Source organism: Rhodococcus sp. ACS1 (genome assembly GCF_002300155.1).
Lineage (GTDB): Bacteria > Actinomycetota > Actinomycetes > Mycobacteriales > Mycobacteriaceae > Rhodococcus_F > Rhodococcus_F koreensis.
This window is the reverse complement of sequence record NZ_NSDZ01000004.1, coordinates 445,753-462,134: the sequence shown is the minus strand read 5'-3', so window position 1 is coordinate 462,134 and position 16,382 is coordinate 445,753. Positions and strand designations below refer to the sequence as shown.

At 67.0% G+C, this 16,382-nt stretch carries 14 protein-coding genes; 7 read left to right on the top strand and 7 right to left on the bottom strand.

The annotated features are described in order from the left end of the window. The first annotated feature begins 162 nt into the window (after positions 1 to 162). The 3 genes from CJ179_RS14440 to CJ179_RS14430 all read left to right on the top strand — a co-directional run bounded on the left by CJ179_RS14440 (position 163) and on the right by CJ179_RS14430 (position 2,995). Entirely contained in the window at positions 163 to 1,050 is an 888-nt protein-coding gene (locus CJ179_RS14440) for a fumarylacetoacetate hydrolase family protein (RefSeq protein WP_083395739.1), read from the top strand. 68 nt (positions 1,051 to 1,118) lie between these two features. Further along, on the top strand, positions 1,119 to 2,198 hold the full coding sequence (locus CJ179_RS14435) for an alcohol dehydrogenase family protein (protein WP_095862020.1): 1,080 nt from the start codon (positions 1,119 to 1,121) through the stop codon (positions 2,196 to 2,198). A gap of 53 nt (positions 2,199 to 2,251) precedes the next feature. Beyond that, on the top strand, positions 2,252 to 2,995 hold the full coding sequence (locus CJ179_RS14430; RefSeq protein ID WP_241031347.1) for an HpcH/HpaI aldolase/citrate lyase family protein: 744 nt from the start codon (positions 2,252 to 2,254) through the stop codon (positions 2,993 to 2,995). Between the two features lie 93 nt (positions 2,996 to 3,088). On the opposite strand, the gene CJ179_RS14425 is transcribed toward CJ179_RS14430, so the two are convergent. Continuing rightward, a complete protein-coding gene (locus CJ179_RS14425) occupies positions 3,089 to 4,231 on the bottom strand; it encodes a mandelate racemase/muconate lactonizing enzyme family protein (protein ID WP_257015525.1) in 1,143 nt (380 codons plus the stop codon). 366 nt (positions 4,232 to 4,597) lie between these two features. Here CJ179_RS14425 and CJ179_RS14420 point away from each other — a divergent pair, with 366 nt between their 5' ends. Continuing rightward, the gene (locus tag CJ179_RS14420) at positions 4,598 to 5,098 is read left to right on the top strand and encodes a flavin reductase family protein (protein WP_072936881.1); all 501 of its coding nucleotides are present in this window, start codon (positions 4,598 to 4,600) and stop codon (positions 5,096 to 5,098) included. 37 nt (positions 5,099 to 5,135) lie between these two features. Then, positions 5,136 to 5,963: an IclR family transcriptional regulator gene (locus CJ179_RS14415; protein WP_072936880.1), complete on the top strand. Its 828-nt coding sequence runs from the start codon at positions 5,136 to 5,138 to the stop codon at positions 5,961 to 5,963. Between the two features lie 43 nt (positions 5,964 to 6,006). Here CJ179_RS14415 and CJ179_RS14410 read toward each other — a convergent pair whose 3' ends face one another. Genes CJ179_RS14410 through CJ179_RS14400 form a run of 3 tightly spaced genes read right to left on the bottom strand, consistent with a single transcriptional unit; the run spans position 6,007 to position 10,264 of the window. Continuing rightward, positions 6,007 to 7,188, bottom strand: a complete 1,182-nt coding sequence (locus CJ179_RS14410) for a CaiB/BaiF CoA-transferase family protein (RefSeq protein WP_095862019.1) — start codon at positions 7,186 to 7,188, stop codon at positions 6,007 to 6,009. Further along, entirely contained in the window at positions 7,185 to 8,900 is a 1,716-nt protein-coding gene (locus CJ179_RS14405) for an acyl-CoA dehydrogenase family protein (protein ID WP_095862018.1), read from the bottom strand. The genes CJ179_RS14410 and CJ179_RS14405 overlap by 4 nt, the downstream gene beginning before the upstream one ends. Beyond that, positions 8,897 to 10,264: an MFS transporter gene (locus CJ179_RS14400; protein ID WP_095862017.1), complete on the bottom strand. Its 1,368-nt coding sequence runs from the start codon at positions 10,262 to 10,264 to the stop codon at positions 8,897 to 8,899. The genes CJ179_RS14405 and CJ179_RS14400 overlap by 4 nt, the downstream gene beginning before the upstream one ends. 139 nt (positions 10,265 to 10,403) lie before the next feature. Here CJ179_RS14400 and CJ179_RS14395 point away from each other — a divergent pair, with 139 nt between their 5' ends. After that, entirely contained in the window at positions 10,404 to 11,306 is a 903-nt protein-coding gene (locus CJ179_RS14395) for a LysR family transcriptional regulator (protein ID WP_095862016.1), read from the top strand. A 118-nt stretch (positions 11,307 to 11,424) separates the two neighbouring features. Here the strand turns inward: CJ179_RS14395 and CJ179_RS14390 are convergent, their stop codons facing one another. Further along, positions 11,425 to 12,828: an acyl-CoA reductase gene (locus tag CJ179_RS14390; RefSeq protein ID WP_095862015.1), complete on the bottom strand. Its 1,404-nt coding sequence runs from the start codon at positions 12,826 to 12,828 to the stop codon at positions 11,425 to 11,427. Continuing rightward, entirely contained in the window at positions 12,825 to 14,174 is a 1,350-nt protein-coding gene (locus tag CJ179_RS14385) for a hypothetical protein (RefSeq protein ID WP_095862014.1), read from the bottom strand. The genes CJ179_RS14390 and CJ179_RS14385 overlap by 4 nt, the downstream gene beginning before the upstream one ends. A gap of 298 nt (positions 14,175 to 14,472) precedes the next feature. Between CJ179_RS14385 and CJ179_RS14380 the strand changes: the two genes are divergently transcribed. Further along, the gene (locus tag CJ179_RS14380) at positions 14,473 to 15,381 is read left to right on the top strand and encodes an SDR family NAD(P)-dependent oxidoreductase (RefSeq protein WP_179377591.1); all 909 of its coding nucleotides are present in this window, start codon (positions 14,473 to 14,475) and stop codon (positions 15,379 to 15,381) included. Between the two features lie 146 nt (positions 15,382 to 15,527). Here CJ179_RS14380 and CJ179_RS14375 read toward each other — a convergent pair whose 3' ends face one another. Next, positions 15,528 to 16,265 carry an SDR family NAD(P)-dependent oxidoreductase gene (locus CJ179_RS14375; RefSeq protein ID WP_095862013.1) on the bottom strand — a complete coding sequence of 246 codons (738 nt, stop codon included), beginning with the start codon at positions 16,263 to 16,265 and terminating at the stop codon, positions 15,528 to 15,530. Between the last annotated feature and the right edge of the window lie 117 nt (positions 16,266 to 16,382).

The window sequence follows — 16,382 nt, the reverse complement described above, 5'->3', positions numbered from 1 at the left end:
CGCACCGGCCCGCGGCCAGGCCCCGCCGAGCGCGTCCCGGCCTTGACAAGCTGTGACCTGGGCCGCACTATCGTCAAACACGCACAATGAACGGACTGTTCAAATAGTGACGATCCGCATGCACCCGTTCCGGTCGCGGGAATCGAACACGCAGCACAGACGATGGGAGAGTTTCCGGTGCGGTTGATCAATTTCGATGGCCGCCTCCAGGTGTCGACGCGCAGCGGCCTCGTCGATGTCGAGGGGGAAAGCCACGGCTATTTTTCCTCCCATCCGCAGAAGATCTACGAGCGGTGGGCGGAGTTCGTCACCTGGTACACGGGCAACCGAGACAGGGTCACCCCGGCGCAACGCGGTGGGATCGACCCGGGTCGACTCGGTTCGCCGGTGCCGGCGCCGCGCCAGGTGTTCGCCGTCGGCCTGAACTATGCCGACCACGCGGCGGAGTCCGGTGTGGAACAGCCCGAGTCGCCGGTGATTTTCACCAAGTTCGCCTCGGCGATCTCCGGCCCGGTCACCACCGTGCCCCTTCCCTCGGACACGGTGGACTGGGAGGTCGAACTCGTGGTCGTGATCGGCCGAGGTGGCCGCAACATCCCGGCCGATCGGGCATGGGAGTCCGTCGCGGGATTGTCTGTCGGACAGGACCTGTCCGACCGCGGGCGACAGTTGGCCGGACCGGTTCCGCAGTTCAGTCTCGCCAAGTCGCATCGAGGGTTCGCCCCGATCGGGCCGGCGCTGGTGACGATCGACGAGTTCGCCGATCCGAACGATCTCACGCTCGAGACCCGCATCAACGGCGAGCTCGTCCAGTTCGGACGCACCGCGCAGATGATCTTCCCGGTGCCGGCGCTGATCGAGCACCTCTCGCACACCCTCGAGCTCTACCCCGGCGACGTGGTGTTCACCGGCACGCCCGCCGGCGTCGGGGTGGGCCGGACACCGCAGCGGTTCCTCGGCCCCGGCGACGTGCTGCGCAGCCGCATCACCGACATCGGCGAACTCACCCAGACGTTCGTCGCACGCGAACCGCTCGCCGCGCCGGTGTGACCGGGATACACCGGCCCACGAACACATCCGATCGAAATCCGAAGGAGCCAACCTTGCTGCCGGAACACATGACCGCAGTTCTCCTGACCGGCCACGGGGGACTCGACAAACTCGAGTACCGCACCGACGTCGCCGTCCCCCGACCAGATCGGGGTGAGGTGCTGATCGAGGTCGCCGCCGCCGGAATCAACAACACCGACATCAATACCCGCATCGGGTGGTATTCGAAGGCGATCGACTCCGACACGAGCTCTGGTGGCGCGAGCGGGTTCGAATCCGTCGACGACGACGATGCCAGCTGGTCGGGCACGACCCTGAAATTCCCCCGGATTCAGGGCGCGGACGTGTGTGGGCGCATCGTCGCGGTCGGTGACGGCGTCTCCCCCGACCGCATCGGCGAACGGGTCCTCGTGCGCACCATGCTGCGCAGCTACGTCGACTACCGCCCGTACGAATGCTGGACGTTCGGCAGCGAATGCGACGGCGGCTTCGCGCAGTACGCGGTGGCTCCGGCCCGGGAAACCTTCGCGGTCGACTCCGAGTGGAGCGATGCCGAACTCGCGGCGCTACCGTGCGCCTACTCCACCGCCGAGAACATGCTGCACCGCGCCGCGGTCGGTGCCGAACGCGTGCTGATCACCGGCGCCTCGGGCGGTGTCGGACTCGCTGCGGTGCAACTCGCCAAACGCCGCGGCGCCACGGTGATCGCCGTCTGCTCGCCCGACAAGGCGTCCGAGGTGAAGGCGCAGGGCGCCGATCGGACCATCGAGCGGGGAGTCGACCTGATCGGCGCGCTCGGTGCCGGCTCGGTGGATGTGGTGGTCGATCTCGTCGTCGGACCGCAGTGGCCTCAACTGCTCGACGTGTTGCGCACGGGTGGCCGCTACACGATCGCCGGTGCCATCGGTGGGCCGATCTCCGAGATCGACCTGCGCACGGTCTACCTCAGAGACCTCACGCTGTACGGGTGCACCTTCCAGGACGACGCCGTGTTCGAGAACCTCGTCGGATACATCGAGCGGAATGAAATCCGTCCGGTCGTCTCGGCCACCTATCCGTTGTCCGACATCGTTCGTGCGCAGGAGGATTTCCTCGCCAAGAAGCACATCGGAAAGCTTGTGCTGATTCCACCGACACCCCAGAAGTGACCGGCGGCGTTCACCGACCGCCGCCCGCAGATCCCCGAATGGAGTACCCCGCAATGACCTCGACCTCGACCGCGCCGTCACTCGGAGCGTGGCTGACGCTCGACTCCGTCTTCGCTGCCGAACTGATGGTTCGGACTGGATTCGATTGGGCCGTGATCGATTTGCAGCACGGCGCACTGGGAACCGACTCCGTCGTGCCCCTGCTCTCGGCGGTGCAGGGCGCCGGCGTCGAGGCCTGGGTGCGGACGCAGGCGACGAACTACGCACAAGCCAACTGGGCGCTCGACATGGGCGCCGACGTCGTCGTCGTCCCACAGATCGGGTCGGCCGCCCAAGCACGTGAGGCGGTCGGTTTCTGCCGCTACGCCCCCGAGGGACACCGCTCGTGGGGACCGGTTCGGGCAGCGTTGCGCCCGGCCTCGGCGCCCCGCCAGCGGGTCTACCTGATGATCGAGGACACGAACGGCCTGGCCGAAGCCGAAGCGATCTGCGCGACGCCCGGACTGGACGGGATCCTGATCGGCACGGCAGACCTCACCCTGTCGCTGGCCGGTTCCGCCTCGGACGTCCTGGGGGGAGCTGTTTTCGATGCCGTTCGCACAATCGTGGAGGCGTGCACCCGCCACGGACTGGACGTCGCCGCCTACGGGGGAAGTCAGGAAATGACGACGGCGTGCGCCGAGAACGGAATCCGGACCGTCGCTCTCGCCGCGGACTACGAGCTGCTTCACGAAGGCGCGCAGGCGGCCTTGGCGCTGGCACGCGGCACATTCGCAGCCGAGGGTGTCCGCCTCTGACCTCGTTTGCCGTGACGGTGTGGGTGCCGGAACAGATACGCCGCGTCGGGGTGAGTCGCAAGACTCACCCCGACGCGGCTTTTCGGTGTTACCTCAGTCGCTCCACACGGCCACCGGGTCGCCGAGCACCGTCTCGTCGACCTCGATCCCGAGTCCGGGAGCGTTCGGGGGCAGGATGCCGCCGTCCTCGGTCAGCACGTCGAACCTCGCGGTCGGCAGCGTCACCATGTCCTCGCAATTGAGGACGCAGCGCAGCGTGCGCGGCGGGACGGTGGCGCCGAGTTGCACGATCGCCGCGAACGCGATGGACGAGCCGACCGTGTCCTGCACGCTGACGGTCATCCCCGCGGCGCGCGCGATGTCGCGGTGACGACGGCCGCGGGTCAGACCACCGGCCTTGGAGATCTTCAGTCCGATGCCGTCGGCGACGTCGTGCGCCGAAGCGAACGCGATGTCCTCGTCCTGCTGGGCGAGTTCGTCGACGATGATCGGGTACGGGCACCGCTGGCGGAGCGAGATCGTCTCCCGCCATGTGGCGCAGGGGGCCTCGAGCACGAAGTCCAGACCGGACGGCAGCATCCGGAGCATCCGCAGCGCGGTCTCCGGCAACAGTCCACCGTTCGCGTCGACCAGGAAGAACTCACCGGGCTGCTTGTCGGCCAGGGAGGCGGCGATCCGCTCCGCATCGAGCGCGGGCCCACCCTCGCTGTCGAGTGCGCCGATCTTGATGGAGTGACCGCGGTATCCCTTGGCACGGTGATCGGCGACGCGGCGGCGCATTTCCTCCGGTTCACCGGCGTAGATCGAGGAGATCATCGACATGGGAACACCGGTCGAACCGCCGAGGAGTTCGGCGACCGGAAGTCCGACGGACTTGCCGAAGACGTCCCAGCACGCGACGTCGAGGGCGGTCTTGGCGTGGTTGTGGCCGACGAGTGCCTCGTCCATCGCGTCGTTGATCCGGTCGACCTGACGTGGGTCCCGGCCGAGCAGGTGGGGTGCGATCTCCGCGATCCCGGCGCGAGTGCCGAGAGCATGGGAGGCGATGTAGGTGGAGCCGAACGGTGTGCTCTCGCCCCAACCCTGCTGGCCGTCATCGGTGGTGATGCGGACGATGGAGGCATCGAACGAGGTGTACGAACGGCCGCCCGAGAGTAGATAGACACCGCCCGAGTACGGCAAGTCCACCTGGAAGAGTTCGATCTGCGCGATCTTCACCTGTTCTCCTTCGTTCATCTGTTCTCGTGTGTGCCGGGCCGAGGTTCCACAGGACTATTGATGTTCATATCTTGAACACTGTGATCGAAATTGTGACATTGGCCCTCAATGGCGGTCAACACGGCCCGACGTCACGCCTTGCCGTCGCAGTTCCGCCCGCGCCCGGATCCAGTCCGCGCACGGAATACCCTGTCGAACAACACCACGACAGGTCATCTGCACGAAGAGACAGTCGCCCGACCGGTGACCCCGAAACGCTTGACAGGGTGTGATCCAGGACGCAATACTACATCAGTTTGAACATCCCGTTCATAAATTGAACGTCAATGACCTCGGTCTTAGACCGGCACCCGCGCCGCGCCGCGACCCCGAAGAGGAGCCACCATGCTTACCTCCACCATCGACCAGGCCCACTACCGCACCGTCATGGGACACCTGCCCACCGGCGTCGTCGCCCTCTCCGGCATCACCCCCGACGCCGAACACCCCTGCGGCCTCGTCGTCGGCACCTTCCAATCACTGTCCCTGGACCCACCCCTGGTCAGCTTCAGCGTCGCCCACACCTCCACCAGCTGGCCCAAGGTCCGCGCCGCCGGCCGACTCTGCGCCAGCATCCTCGCCGCCGGCCAGGAACCGATCTGCCGCGCCCTCTCCAGCAAACAACCCAACAAATTCGCCGACATCGACTGGACCCTGTCCCAGACCGGATCACCCCGAATCACCGGCGCCCACGCCTACGTCGACTGCGACATCACCCACGAACTCGACGGCGGCGACCACACCATCGTCATCGCCCGCATCCTGCACATGGACACCGGACACGGCGAACCCCTCGTCTTCCACCAAGGCAAACTCGGCGGAATCCGGCAACTCACCGCCGCCTGACCCACAACTGGGACACACGAAAGGATCGGGGGCGCAAATGAACGAGCCGAGGACGGCCACAGTGATCGCAGTGAATCCCAGCGAGCCGGCGGAGATTGCCAACAAGTCGGTGACCAAGGCTGTCCGTCTTCTGCGCGAACTTGCATCCCGGCCCAGGACCGGTGCGACGGTGAGCACCCTCGCCAAAGCCGTCGGCATCTCCCGTCCCACCGCATTTCGTCTGCTCCACAGCCTCGAGCGGACCGGCCTGGTGGATCGCATCGACAACAACTACATCCTCGGCTCGGAGATGTCCCGACTCGGACGGCACGCCGACCCCTATGCCGGTCTGGCCGCCCGCGCTCGGCCGTTGCTGCAGGAGCTGGCCGACACGTTCGACGAAACGGTGACCTTGTCGGTGCCGAATGCAAAGGACGAGCTCGACCTCATCGCCGAGGCGGCCGGCTCACACGTCGTGGGCACGACATCCCGGATGTCCCCTCACATGATCGGCAAGCAGTATCCCCTCCACGCCAGCTCCAGCGGCAAGGTTCTCTTGGCCGAGTGGCCGATCAAGAAGGTTCTCGGCCGCCTGCCCGAAAGACTCGAGGCATACACCGCGCACACCGTCACCGACCGCGCGGCCCTGCTGGCCGAACTCGATCGGATCCGCGAAAACGGCTTCGCTCTCATCGACAACGAGCTCGAGGAAGAGTTGATCTCCCTGTCGCGTCCCGTCAGGGATTCGTCCGGAAACCTGGTGGCGATCGTGTCCCTCAACGGTCCCCGGTACCGGTTCGGCCCCGACCGCATTCCCGAAGGCCTGCAACAGATGCAGCGGCTGGTCGAGCGTCTCGCCGATGTGTTCTGGCGGGATTCGGAATAGATCCGCACTGAACGGGAGCGTAGCGCGCCCGGAGTAGCCGGGTCTATCCGCCGACCACCGACTTCGGCCGGTGGGCACCCAGTACCGCATCCGTGTCGGCGCCGAGTACCGGCGGCGCGGACGTCAGGTGCGGGCGTTCGCCCGCGAAGCTGACCGGGAACGCGATCTGCCGCAGGCTGCCGATCGTCGGGTGGTCGACCGTTCCGATCATGCCGAGCGCAGCGGTGTGCGGGTCGGCGTAGATCTCGTCGAGGTGCCGGATCGGCGACACGGGCACGGCGTGCGCGGTGAGCGTGTCGCACCACTGCTCGACGGTGCCCGACGCGAAGGCCGTCGACAGTTCCCGCTCGAGATCGCCGCGATTCGCCACCCGGTCCCGGTTGCGCTCGAATCGCGGATCGGCCGTCAGATCGTCGCGTGCGATCGCCGAGCACAGGCTCGCCCACTGCGTGTCGTTGCCGACCGCGACGACGAAGTATCCGTCGCTCGCGGGGAACGCTTGATAGGGAGCGAGATTCGGATGACCGGAACCCAGCGCGCCGGGACGCTCCCCGGTGGCGAAATAGTTTGTCGCCCAGTTCACGTGCAGCGCGAGCTGGCACTCGAACAGCGACGTCGTCACGTACTGCCCCCGGCCGGTCCGCGACCGCTCCACGAGGGCAGCGAGCACGCCGACCAGTCCGAACAGCGCCGCCCCCAGATCGCCCATCGCGAATCCGGCCTTCATCGGCGCCCCGCCCGGTTCACCGGTCAGCGACATGAGGCCACCGGCGGCCTGCGCGATCATGTCGTAGCCGGGTTCGTCGCGCAGCGGACCTTCCTCCCCGAACGCGGAGATGTGCAGCACGACCAGATGCGGGTACCGCTCGGACAGCGTCCGGTAGTCGAAGATCCGCTGCAACCCGCTGCCGGGTTTGAAGTTCTCGACGACGACGTCGGTGTCCTCCAGGATGCGGTGGATGAGGTCCTGTCCCTCTTCGGATTTGAGGTCGACGGTCACCGATTTCTTGCCCCGGTTGATCGCGAGGTAGTACGTGGCGTCGACGCCGACGAACGGCGGCCCCCACGACCGTGTCGGGTCGCCGCCGTCGGGGTGTTCGACCTTGGTGACGTCGGCGCCGAGGTCCGCGAGCGACATGGTGGCGTACGGTCCGGCGAGGATCTTGGAGAGGTCCAGCACCCGCACCCCCGCGAGGGGTGCCGGTCCGGTGCGGGTGGTGTTCACAGGAGAACCCCTGTCGCAGAGTCGGTTCGGGGTGCGGCGGCGTGCGCGACGTCCTCGGCGACGTCGGTGCCGTCGACGACGGCCGCGAGGTTGCGGAGGGCGGCCTCGGGAATGTCTCCGGACTCGCCGGCGAGGTAGGCGTTCGCGACGAGCAGCGACCGGTAGCCCCTGCCCGACGTGACGGCGGAATCGGCGAGGTCGTAGAGCAGGGTGGCCATCGCCGCACGGGCCAGCGCGTTGGCGTAGCGCGCGCACCCGGCCTGCGCGGTGTCGTCGTCCCCGGCGACCAGCAGGTCGCCTTCCGCGACGAGGTCGTCCCACCGCCGGCGGAGAATCTCGGCGCCGCTGCCACAGTCCGGTCCGAGGCCGTCGAGGATGCCCCGCATCGTGTCCGCCAGACCGCGATGCGCACCGAGTTTGCGCATGCACCGCAGCACGTCCAGGGCGATGACGTTGCTCGACCCCTCCCAGATCGACCCCAGGTGGGCGTCGCGGACCAGCCGGGCGTGTGCCCATTCCTCGATGTAGCCGTTGCCCCCGCGGATCTCCATGGCCTCGCCGGTGACGACGCGCGCCCGCTTGCAGATGTAGTGCTTCGCGAGCGGGGTGAGCACCCGGATCAGGGACCGCGCGGAGTCGTCGCCGGCGTCCGCCGACTGCAGGCACTGCGCGCTGTACGCCACCAGGGCGAGCGCCGCCTCGGCGTCGAGCGCGAGGGGTAGCAGGGTGGCTCGCATCAGCGGCTGGTCGAACAGGTTCTTGCCGAACACGACCCGCTCCCGTGTGTGGTCGACGGCGTCGCGCACGGCCCGCCGCATCAGGGCGCTCGACCGCATCGCGTTCGACAGCCGCGACGTGTTCACCATCTCGGCCATCTGCCGGAACCCGCGGTCGAGTTCGCCCACCTGCAGCGCGTACGCCCCGGTCAGCGACACCTCACCGCTGGGCATCGAGCGGGTACCGAGCTTGTCCTTCAGCCGGTCGATCGTGTAGCTGTTGCGCTCGCCGTTCGCGAGAACCTTGGGGACCATGAACATTCCGACGCCGCGGGTGGAGCCGTCGTCGCCGCCGGGGAACCGGGCGAGCGTCACGATGACGTCGGCGTCGGGATTGGACGCGAACCACTTCTTCCCGGTCAGCCGCCACGCGTCGCCGTCGCGTTCGGCCCGGGTCTCCGTGCGGGCGATGTCCGTGCCGGCCTGCGGTTCGGTCATGAACATCGCGCCGGTCATCGCGCCGTCGAAGTCCGTCGAGGTCAGCGCGTCGATCCACGGCCCGAACACCTCGGGGTCACCGAACATGCGGAGCGTGCGGGCGGCGGCGTCCGTCATCGACACGGGGCACGCCAGCCCGAACTCGGCCTGCACGAAGACGTACGACGCGAGGTACTTCACCAGGTGCGGCGGGACGGCGTCCCAGCCGTGCAGGCCGCCGCGGTGCGACAGTGCGGACAGTCCGTATTCGCTGTAGGCGGCGCGGCACAGTTCCTGGTAAGCCGGGTGATACGAGATCCGGTCGATGCGTTCGCCGTCCCGGTCGAACTGCTGCAGCACCGGCGGATTCTTGTCCGCGGTGGCAGCGAGGGCGTCGAGTCGGCCGGCGGCGTCCGCGCCCAGCCGGTCGAGCAGGGCGTTCAGCGTGTCGCGGTCCGACGGTGTGGTCCACCGGTCGACGACGGCGCGCAAGGCGGGATCGATGTGAGCGAAATTCATGAGTGGGCAACATCTTTCCGGGTCGAGGTGTGTTCGGGACGGGGCTCGGTGTCGGCTCCGCCCGAGCGAGCTTTGCCGCGGCGGAGCAGCAGCGTCATGCAGACGAGCGAGAGCACGACGTAGCCGAGTCCGAGGGCGACCACCGGCCAGATCGAGTCGGTACGGGTGAGCAGGAACTGGCAGAGCATCGGGGCGGTTCCGGCGAAGATCGCCGTGGACAGCTGATACGACAGCGAGATTCCGGTGTACCGGACGTTGGTCGGGAAGACCTGGGCGAGGATGCCGGCAAGGGCGGCGTAGTACATCGCGTGCGGCGCGGTGGCCAGCACCATGCCGAGCATCGCGAGTGGCACCGACCCGGTCTGGACGAGGAGGAACATCAGGGGCAGCAGGATCAGTTCGGGCAGCAGCATCCAGCGCACCGCCCGCGACGGATCGATCTTCGTGGCCAGCACGGCGCCGAACGGCTGCACGAGTACCTGCGCGACGAGCGCGATCGTGATCACGAGGAGGAAGTCCCCACGGTCGAATCCGAGGTCGGCGGTGGCCCAGGCGAGTGCGAATGTCGTCTTGACGTAGGTGATGGCGACGCCCGCGACCACCGCACCGACGCCGAGGACGAGTTCCATGGGGTGCGAGCGCAGCACCTCCACGAGCGGCATCCGGGTGCGCTCCTGCGCGACGACGGCCTTCTTCATCTCCGGCGTCTCCGAGATACGCAGCCGGATGTACAGCGCGACGACGACGAGCGCGGCGGACGCGAGGAACGGCAGACGCCAGCCCCAGGATTCGAACACGCTGTCCGACAACAACGTCAGCGCGAGGAAGGCCAGGGTCGCGAGCAGGTTGCCGACGGGCGATCCCTGCTGCGCGAACGCTCCGTACAGCACCTTCTTGTTCGGTGGCGCGAATTCGGTGGCGATGAGGACGGCGCCACCCCACTCACCGCCCATGGCGACGCCCTGGACCACGCGGAGCGCGACGAGGAGTACCGGCGCCCAGATCCCGATCTGCGAGTAGGTGGGGAGGCAGCCGACCCCGACCGTTCCGATCCCCATCAGGATCAGCGTGATGACGACGGCATTCTTGCGTCCGAACTTGTCGCCGAAGTGACCGAACACGATCCCGCCGAGTGGGCGGGCCACGAACCCGATCGCGAACGTCGCGAAGGCGGCGAGGGTACCCACCGCGGGCGAGGCGTCGGGGAAGAACAACCGGCCCAAGACCAGCGCAGAGGCGGTGCCGTAGATGTAGAAATCGAACCACTCGATGGTGGTGCCGACGAAGGCGGTGACACCCGCCTTGCGGGCCTGCCGGGTGCTGTATTCGGGTGGTGCCGCGTCGCGGCCGGGATCCGGATTCACGGTTCTCCCTGACTTTCGTGCTCGGGGCGTCACACCGATATGAGGTGGTGCGCATCACTATGGCCGGGATTCCGTGTAGAGTCCAAGACTTAATTCAGCTTGTTTAAGTGATCCAGACACATAGTCCCCGAGGAGCGTCATGGAACTCCGTCACCTGCACGCCTTCCTCGCGGTGGCCGAAGAACTGCACTTCGGGCGCGCCGCCGAGCGTCTCCATGTCGCGCAGTCCCCGCTCAGCCAGACCGTGCGGGCCCTCGAACGGGAACTGGGCACCGACCTGTTCGTCCGCACCACGCGATCGGTCCGCCTCACGGCCGCAGGCGAGGCGCTTGTGGGTCCGGCCCGGACCATCGAGGCGCAGATCGGGATCGTGCGCGGCATCGCGCAGGCGGCGGCCGCGGGGGAAACCGGCCGCGTGACCGTCGGGTTCGGCGGCGCGGGCGGCTACACGGTGCTGTCGGTCCTCGCCCGCTCCCTTGCCGACGCCTACCCCGGCATCGAACTCGACCTTCGCCCGCAGATGTACTCCGGCGAGGTGCTCGACGCCCTCGCCCGCGGAACCCTCGACATGGGCATCGTCGGACTGCCGGTCCCGCGGGGTTTCGCGACGCACACGGTGCTCGAGGAGGCACTGATGGTCGCGGTCCCGGCCGGCCACCGCCTTGTCGAGGCGGGTGCCGTCGTGCCGCAGGAACTGGCGAGCGAACGGTTCGTGATCTATCCCGCCGAACACGGTTCCGTGGTCCGCGACGCCACGCTCGCGCTGTGCGCAGCGGCAGGATTCGCCCCTGTCGTCGCGCACGAGGCGCCCGACCCGTACAGCCTGCTCGCGATGGTCGGCGCCGGCGTCGGGGTGGCCGTCGTGGTCGATTCGACGGCACACCTGACGATGGCCGGGGTCGAGTACCTTCCCATCGCGGGCGAGGCCCCGACCCTCCCGATCGCGATGGCCTGGCAGGACGCGAATCCGTCGCCCGCGGTGCAGACGGTCACCCGGGTGCTGCGTGACGTGATCGGAAAGGTCGGCCATTCAGTCGCCTGACCGAATTACTCGTGCGCCGAACCCGCTGCCGCTACGCGCGTTGCGCGTGATTTCCTGGACGGCGCGACCTCGGAGTCACCGAGGTTGCGCCGCCCTTGCACAGCGTGCAGCACGATCGCTAACCGGCCTGCACCCCATCCTCGTGCGCCATCCAGTGCACGAAGCGATGCAGCGGATACATGGCATCGTGAGGGTTGCCGATCGTGCTGGGCCCCGCCTCCCCGAGCCGGACGATGCGCTGCGCGCCGGCGCTCGCCAGTCGGTCGCGATAGTCCGGCATCCGTTCGAACGGGTAGCAGCCGACGGTCTGCGTAGCGACATTGACGTACTTCACCACGTCGTCGAGCGAGTCGACGCGAACCACGTTGGCGGTCTTGTTGATCGGATGGAAGTCCACGGGTTCATCCGACCGGATCACCAGACCCTTCCCGTCGGTCCTCCCCCAGACGCGGAACTCGTCGCCCATCATCGCCAGCATGTCGACCTGCTCACGCAGGTCCAGGTCCAGCGGCCGCGAGTCACCCGAGGCGGCCGCCTTCTCGACGATGCGCGTATGCACGCGTTCACAGAAGCGATCGGCGTCTTCGCGATTCGCCTCGACAAAGATGAAACGACTCGCGACGCAGGCCTCCTGATTCAGAACCATGACATCGGTGGCCGCCAGCTCGGCGGCCGCCTCCAGCGCCGCACCGGAGGCGAACGCCTCCCTACCGACTATCGAGATCGACGTCTTGGGGTCGAACGACACCAACTGGAAACCCGGACCGAGATACTTGACGACGTTGTCGATCGCGTCGCCGCCACCCCACGCGACAATCTTGTCGAAGTACTGGGGCCGATACAGCACCTGCTCCACCGCATCGTCGCCGCCGCGCCAATAGACGGCCGACATCGACCGCACGATGGGATGGTCCGGATCGATACCGGCCATGGTCCGCAGGATCGCGACGGTGGTGAAGGGATCACTCGACGCCATCTTGAACAGATTGACGGCCTTCACCAGTGCACCCTGCGCGATGGACTTCACTGCCACCCCGGGGGAATTACCCGGCAGCACATGAATCAGCCGCGGCGCAAAGGCGCGAACGAAGCTCTTGCGGCCCTTGAAATCCTGCTTGGGCACCCATTCGTCCAGGGCCTTCGGGTCGGGGAAGTTTTGCTCGACCACGGTATGCAGAAGCCGTTTGTCGAGATACGTCGTCGCGCCGTAGACCTGCGCTCTCAGCACCGCCCGCGGCAGTACGTGGGTGGCGGCCATCCGGTCGATGCATTCCTGCACGAAAGGGTTTTTCGGATCGCGGATCCGCTCGCCGGTCTCGACCAGGAAATCGATGATCTCCGACAGCGGGACGTTGAGCAGTGGCGGCACCTCGGTCCGTGGATGCACCGCACGGTCCAGGTCGATCGCCGGCGTCGCGAAGACGACTCCCAGGTCACGCGAGCGGTGGGTGACCGACTGGTCTTCCACCAACTCGCCGCGCAGGAAGAACGGCGCGGCGACAACAGGTTCGGTCATGGTCATGATAGGCCCCTCACGTATGCGTCGACGGTTCCGGCGCAGCCGATTTTGTCGTCGTCTTTGACATCCGAATAGCGAACAATGTTGTTGCGGATCGACGGTCCCGCGCAGCCGCAGGCACAGGGATCGAAATCGAGCGAAATCTTGTCGCCTGTGATGACGCCGCCCCAGCGTCCGTCGAGGGAGAGGTCGAAAAACGCTGCGCGACCTTCGATCTCACCGGCCTCGTGCGGCAGCAATGTCTCGCCCTTCTCGTCGAGGATGAAGGGCACGATCCACGGAGGAACGTGATAACGGTCGCCCGCTCGGCATTTGGGCATACCCGAGTTGAGCTCCTGCATGGAGTAGTTCTGGAAGTTGCGGTTGTCCGGGATATTGAAGGTCTCGTGGACGAATTCCCGGTAGTCCGGCGGCAGTTGCGCGCGCTTGAGTCCGCCGCCGACGTATATGCAGTTGTCCGGATGGAAGTCTTTTGCCGAGAACCCACGCTCACGAACGATCTTGGCGACCTGGTAGAGCGCATTCCACATGCCCGAGACGAACAGCTTGTCGGTGCGGTACTCGATGAGTTGCTCGGCGGCCACGATCATCGCCTTGTCGAGGGCTTCCTGCCGCTCGGCCGAGGTCCGCTCGAATTCTGCTAGCTCCTCGGGCCGCGCTGTGCCGTCGGCGATCCTCCTGCGAAGTACGACCATCGTGGTCAGCGAGCCCACGGTGATCGGCGGAATCGGCAGGCGGAACGCGGGTCTGTCGGGATCGCCGAACGCCGCCGCCTGCGCGTCGCCGATGATGATGTTCTTCGGCACTGCAGCGATGGGCGCGACACCGATCCTGCGCCGGTCTTGCGCCGGCGCGACGCCCGAACCCCAGGCGAAGACGTTGACCGTGTCCTTACGCGACCAGTCCATGTCCTTGTCCGAGGCGAGCAGCATCGCCGACTTGCCGGTCGTGCCGCTGGAACAGGAAAGGAAGTGCCCCTTGGCCTGCAGACGCGCGATCCACTCGTCGATGTCTGCAATATCCGAGGTCTCGATGGGGCTGATCGGATAGGGGGAGACGGTGCCGAGCCACATGCCGAGCCGATCCCAGCGTTGCTCGGTCAGGAAGCTTTCGGGGTAGCTCTTGTAGGCGGTGTGCGGGAACAGCAACGGCACCATGTCGGCGCGGTCGCGGATCTCGGTGATGCCGGCTTCGCGTGCTCGATGACCAAGCAGCTTGATGCGGTCCCTGCGCTCCTGGAACCTCTCGTTCAACGCCTCGACCTGCGCCTCGCGGAGTTCGGAGTGGGAGTAGCGGAAACGGTCCTCGGCGTCCACCAGCCGAGTCAATTGCTCCGGGGGTGAGTTCACGGGGCTTCCCTTCGGTTATCGTTGCCAGAAATAGCAACTCATGCGTATCATTAATTCGGTAACCTCATCATGACGAAGGCAAGGGTGTTATGCAAGAGCGAATTTCAGCGAGACCGACGTGACGAGAGCGGCGCCACTCTTGCGCCGCGGCGCCGGACGACCCACCCGTCACCACGCCGAAGTATGCCGGGGGAATTGCTCGATACCCACACGCGACGACGTGGACCAGAGGGTCCACTTCACCGTTCATCTATTACTCGACGGCCCCGGGCCGCGCTGAACACCTAGGGAGAATGCCTTGCATATCGACAGGAACAGACCGGTCGCGGTCGTCACCGGAGCCAGCTCGGGCATCGGCGAATCGACCGCCCGCCAACTCGTGGAACTCGGCTGGCAGGTGATCGGCGTCGGCCGCGACCGGCAACGCAGTGCCGCCGCCACCGCGCGTATTGCTGTCGCCGCCCGCAATGGCGGCGCGTTCACCATGCTGCGCGGCGATTTCACCCTGATGTCGGAAGTCGAGCGAGTCGCGGGCGAAATTGCGTCACTCACCCCTCGCCTCGACGTCCTCGTCAACAACGCCGGCGGTGTGAGCGATCAGCGGATCGTCACCGACGAGGGCACCGAGGCGACGTTTGCCGTCAATCACCTCGCCCCATTTCTACTGACGCGGAGACTGATTCCGCTCCCCGGGGAGGACGCGGCAGCTCGGCCTGGCCGCTCGGTCCGCGTGATCGCCGTGTCGTCGAACGCGCACCGCATGATCCAGGAATTCGATTGGGACGATCTACAGAGCCTGAACGAGTTCGATCCCATCGTCGCCTACGGCCGGGCGAAGCTCGCGAATATCCTCTTCACCCGCGAGCTCGCGCGGCGTGGAACCACAGCCGGGATCGTCGCCCAGGCCATGCATCCCGGCGTGGTGGCCAGCAACTTCGCCTCCCACGGGACCGATGCACTGCAGGCACACATGGCCACCGCCGACACGGTCTCGCCGGACGAACCGGCTGAAACGCTGGTCTGGCTGGCCACCGCCCCCGCGCCGGGCCGCGACGGCGGGCGCTACTTCCACCGCAAGGCCGAGGCGACACCCGCAGCGGCCGCACAGGACGATTCCGCCGCTACTCGCCTCTGGAACGAGAGCGAAAGACTGCTGGCCGAACTCGGCTTCCGGATCGCGGATACCGCCGAGTCAGGACAGAAATAGCCGTTCAGGGTACCGGCAGGCGACCCGAAGCCTCCGGCTCGTCACCGAGTCGCTGACCGGCGGGGCCATCCTCCCAGATCGGACAGGATGTCCTCGCCGGGATCGTCCAGCTCGGCTTGCCCGGCTCGAAACGTCGGCAACCCGACTCAGACGAGATACCGTCCGCCATTGACGCTGAGCGTCTGCCCGGTCACGTACCCGGCCTCATCCGATGCCAAGTATGCGACGGCGTACGCGATGTCCTCCGCGCTGCCGACGCGTTTCATCGGAAGCCTGGCCGCGAGCTGATCCGGATCGTGGCTTTCCCGCAGCAGTGGCGTGTCCACGGTGCCGGGCGGGACGTTGTTGACCGTGATCCCCTTCTCCACGAACTCGACTGCCAGCGCCTTGGTGAAACCGATGACGCCGCCCTTCGACGCCGCGTAGTGGGCCACCGCCGGGGCACCGGTCTGCGCGGACGACGAGGAGATATTGATGATCCGGCCCCAGCCGGCGTCGAGCATGTCGGCAACGAGTGCCTGCGTGACCAGGAAAGGTCCCTTGAGGTTCACCCCGATTATCCGGTCCCAGTTCTCCTCGGTGAGGTCCAGGAACGGCGAATACTTGGTGACCCCGGCATTGTTCACCAGGATCGTGACCGGGCCGAGCTCCGCGCGGGTCCGGGCCGCTGCGGCCGCGACAGCCTCGGAGTCCGCCGCGTCACCGGTGATGGCGACCGCCTTTCCGCCCGCCTCGCGAATCCCCGCAACCGTCTCGTCGGCGTCGGCGGCATTCAGATCCCACACCGCGACCGCCGCGCCCCGGGCCGCGAGCACTGTCGCTATGGCGCGCCCGATTCCGCGGCCACCGCCTGTAACGACCGCATTTCTTCCTTCGTGGGCCACCAGGGCCTCCTCTCCGTCGAGTGAATGAATGTCTTCGCTACTCGCCCAGCGCAGCGCGCGGCCTTCCCGGCCGACACCGCGCGGGGAACCCCACGTTGCCGCTGGAGGGTAGATCCT

Coding starts and splice junctions, on each gene's coding strand:
- CJ179_RS14435 (WP_095862020.1), top strand. CDS start 1,119: ATGACCGCAGTTCTCCTGACCGGCCACGGGGGACTCGACAAACTCGAG.
- CJ179_RS14420 (WP_072936881.1), top strand. CDS start 4,598: ATGCTTACCTCCACCATCGACCAGGCCCACTACCGCACCGTCATGGGA.
- CJ179_RS14415 (WP_072936880.1), top strand. CDS start 5,136: ATGAACGAGCCGAGGACGGCCACAGTGATCGCAGTGAATCCCAGCGAG.
- CJ179_RS14440 (WP_083395739.1), top strand. CDS start 163: ATGGGAGAGTTTCCGGTGCGGTTGATCAATTTCGATGGCCGCCTCCAG.
- CJ179_RS14390 (WP_095862015.1), bottom strand. CDS start 12,828: ATGACCATGACCGAACCTGTTGTCGCCGCGCCGTTCTTCCTGCGCGGC.
- CJ179_RS14395 (WP_095862016.1), top strand. CDS start 10,404: ATGGAACTCCGTCACCTGCACGCCTTCCTCGCGGTGGCCGAAGAACTG.
- CJ179_RS14405 (WP_095862018.1), bottom strand. CDS start 8,900: ATGAATTTCGCTCACATCGATCCCGCCTTGCGCGCCGTCGTCGACCGG.
- CJ179_RS14425 (WP_257015525.1), bottom strand. CDS start 4,231: ATGAACGAAGGAGAACAGGTGAAGATCGCGCAGATCGAACTCTTCCAG.
- CJ179_RS14430 (WP_241031347.1), top strand. CDS start 2,252: ATGACCTCGACCTCGACCGCGCCGTCACTCGGAGCGTGGCTGACGCTC.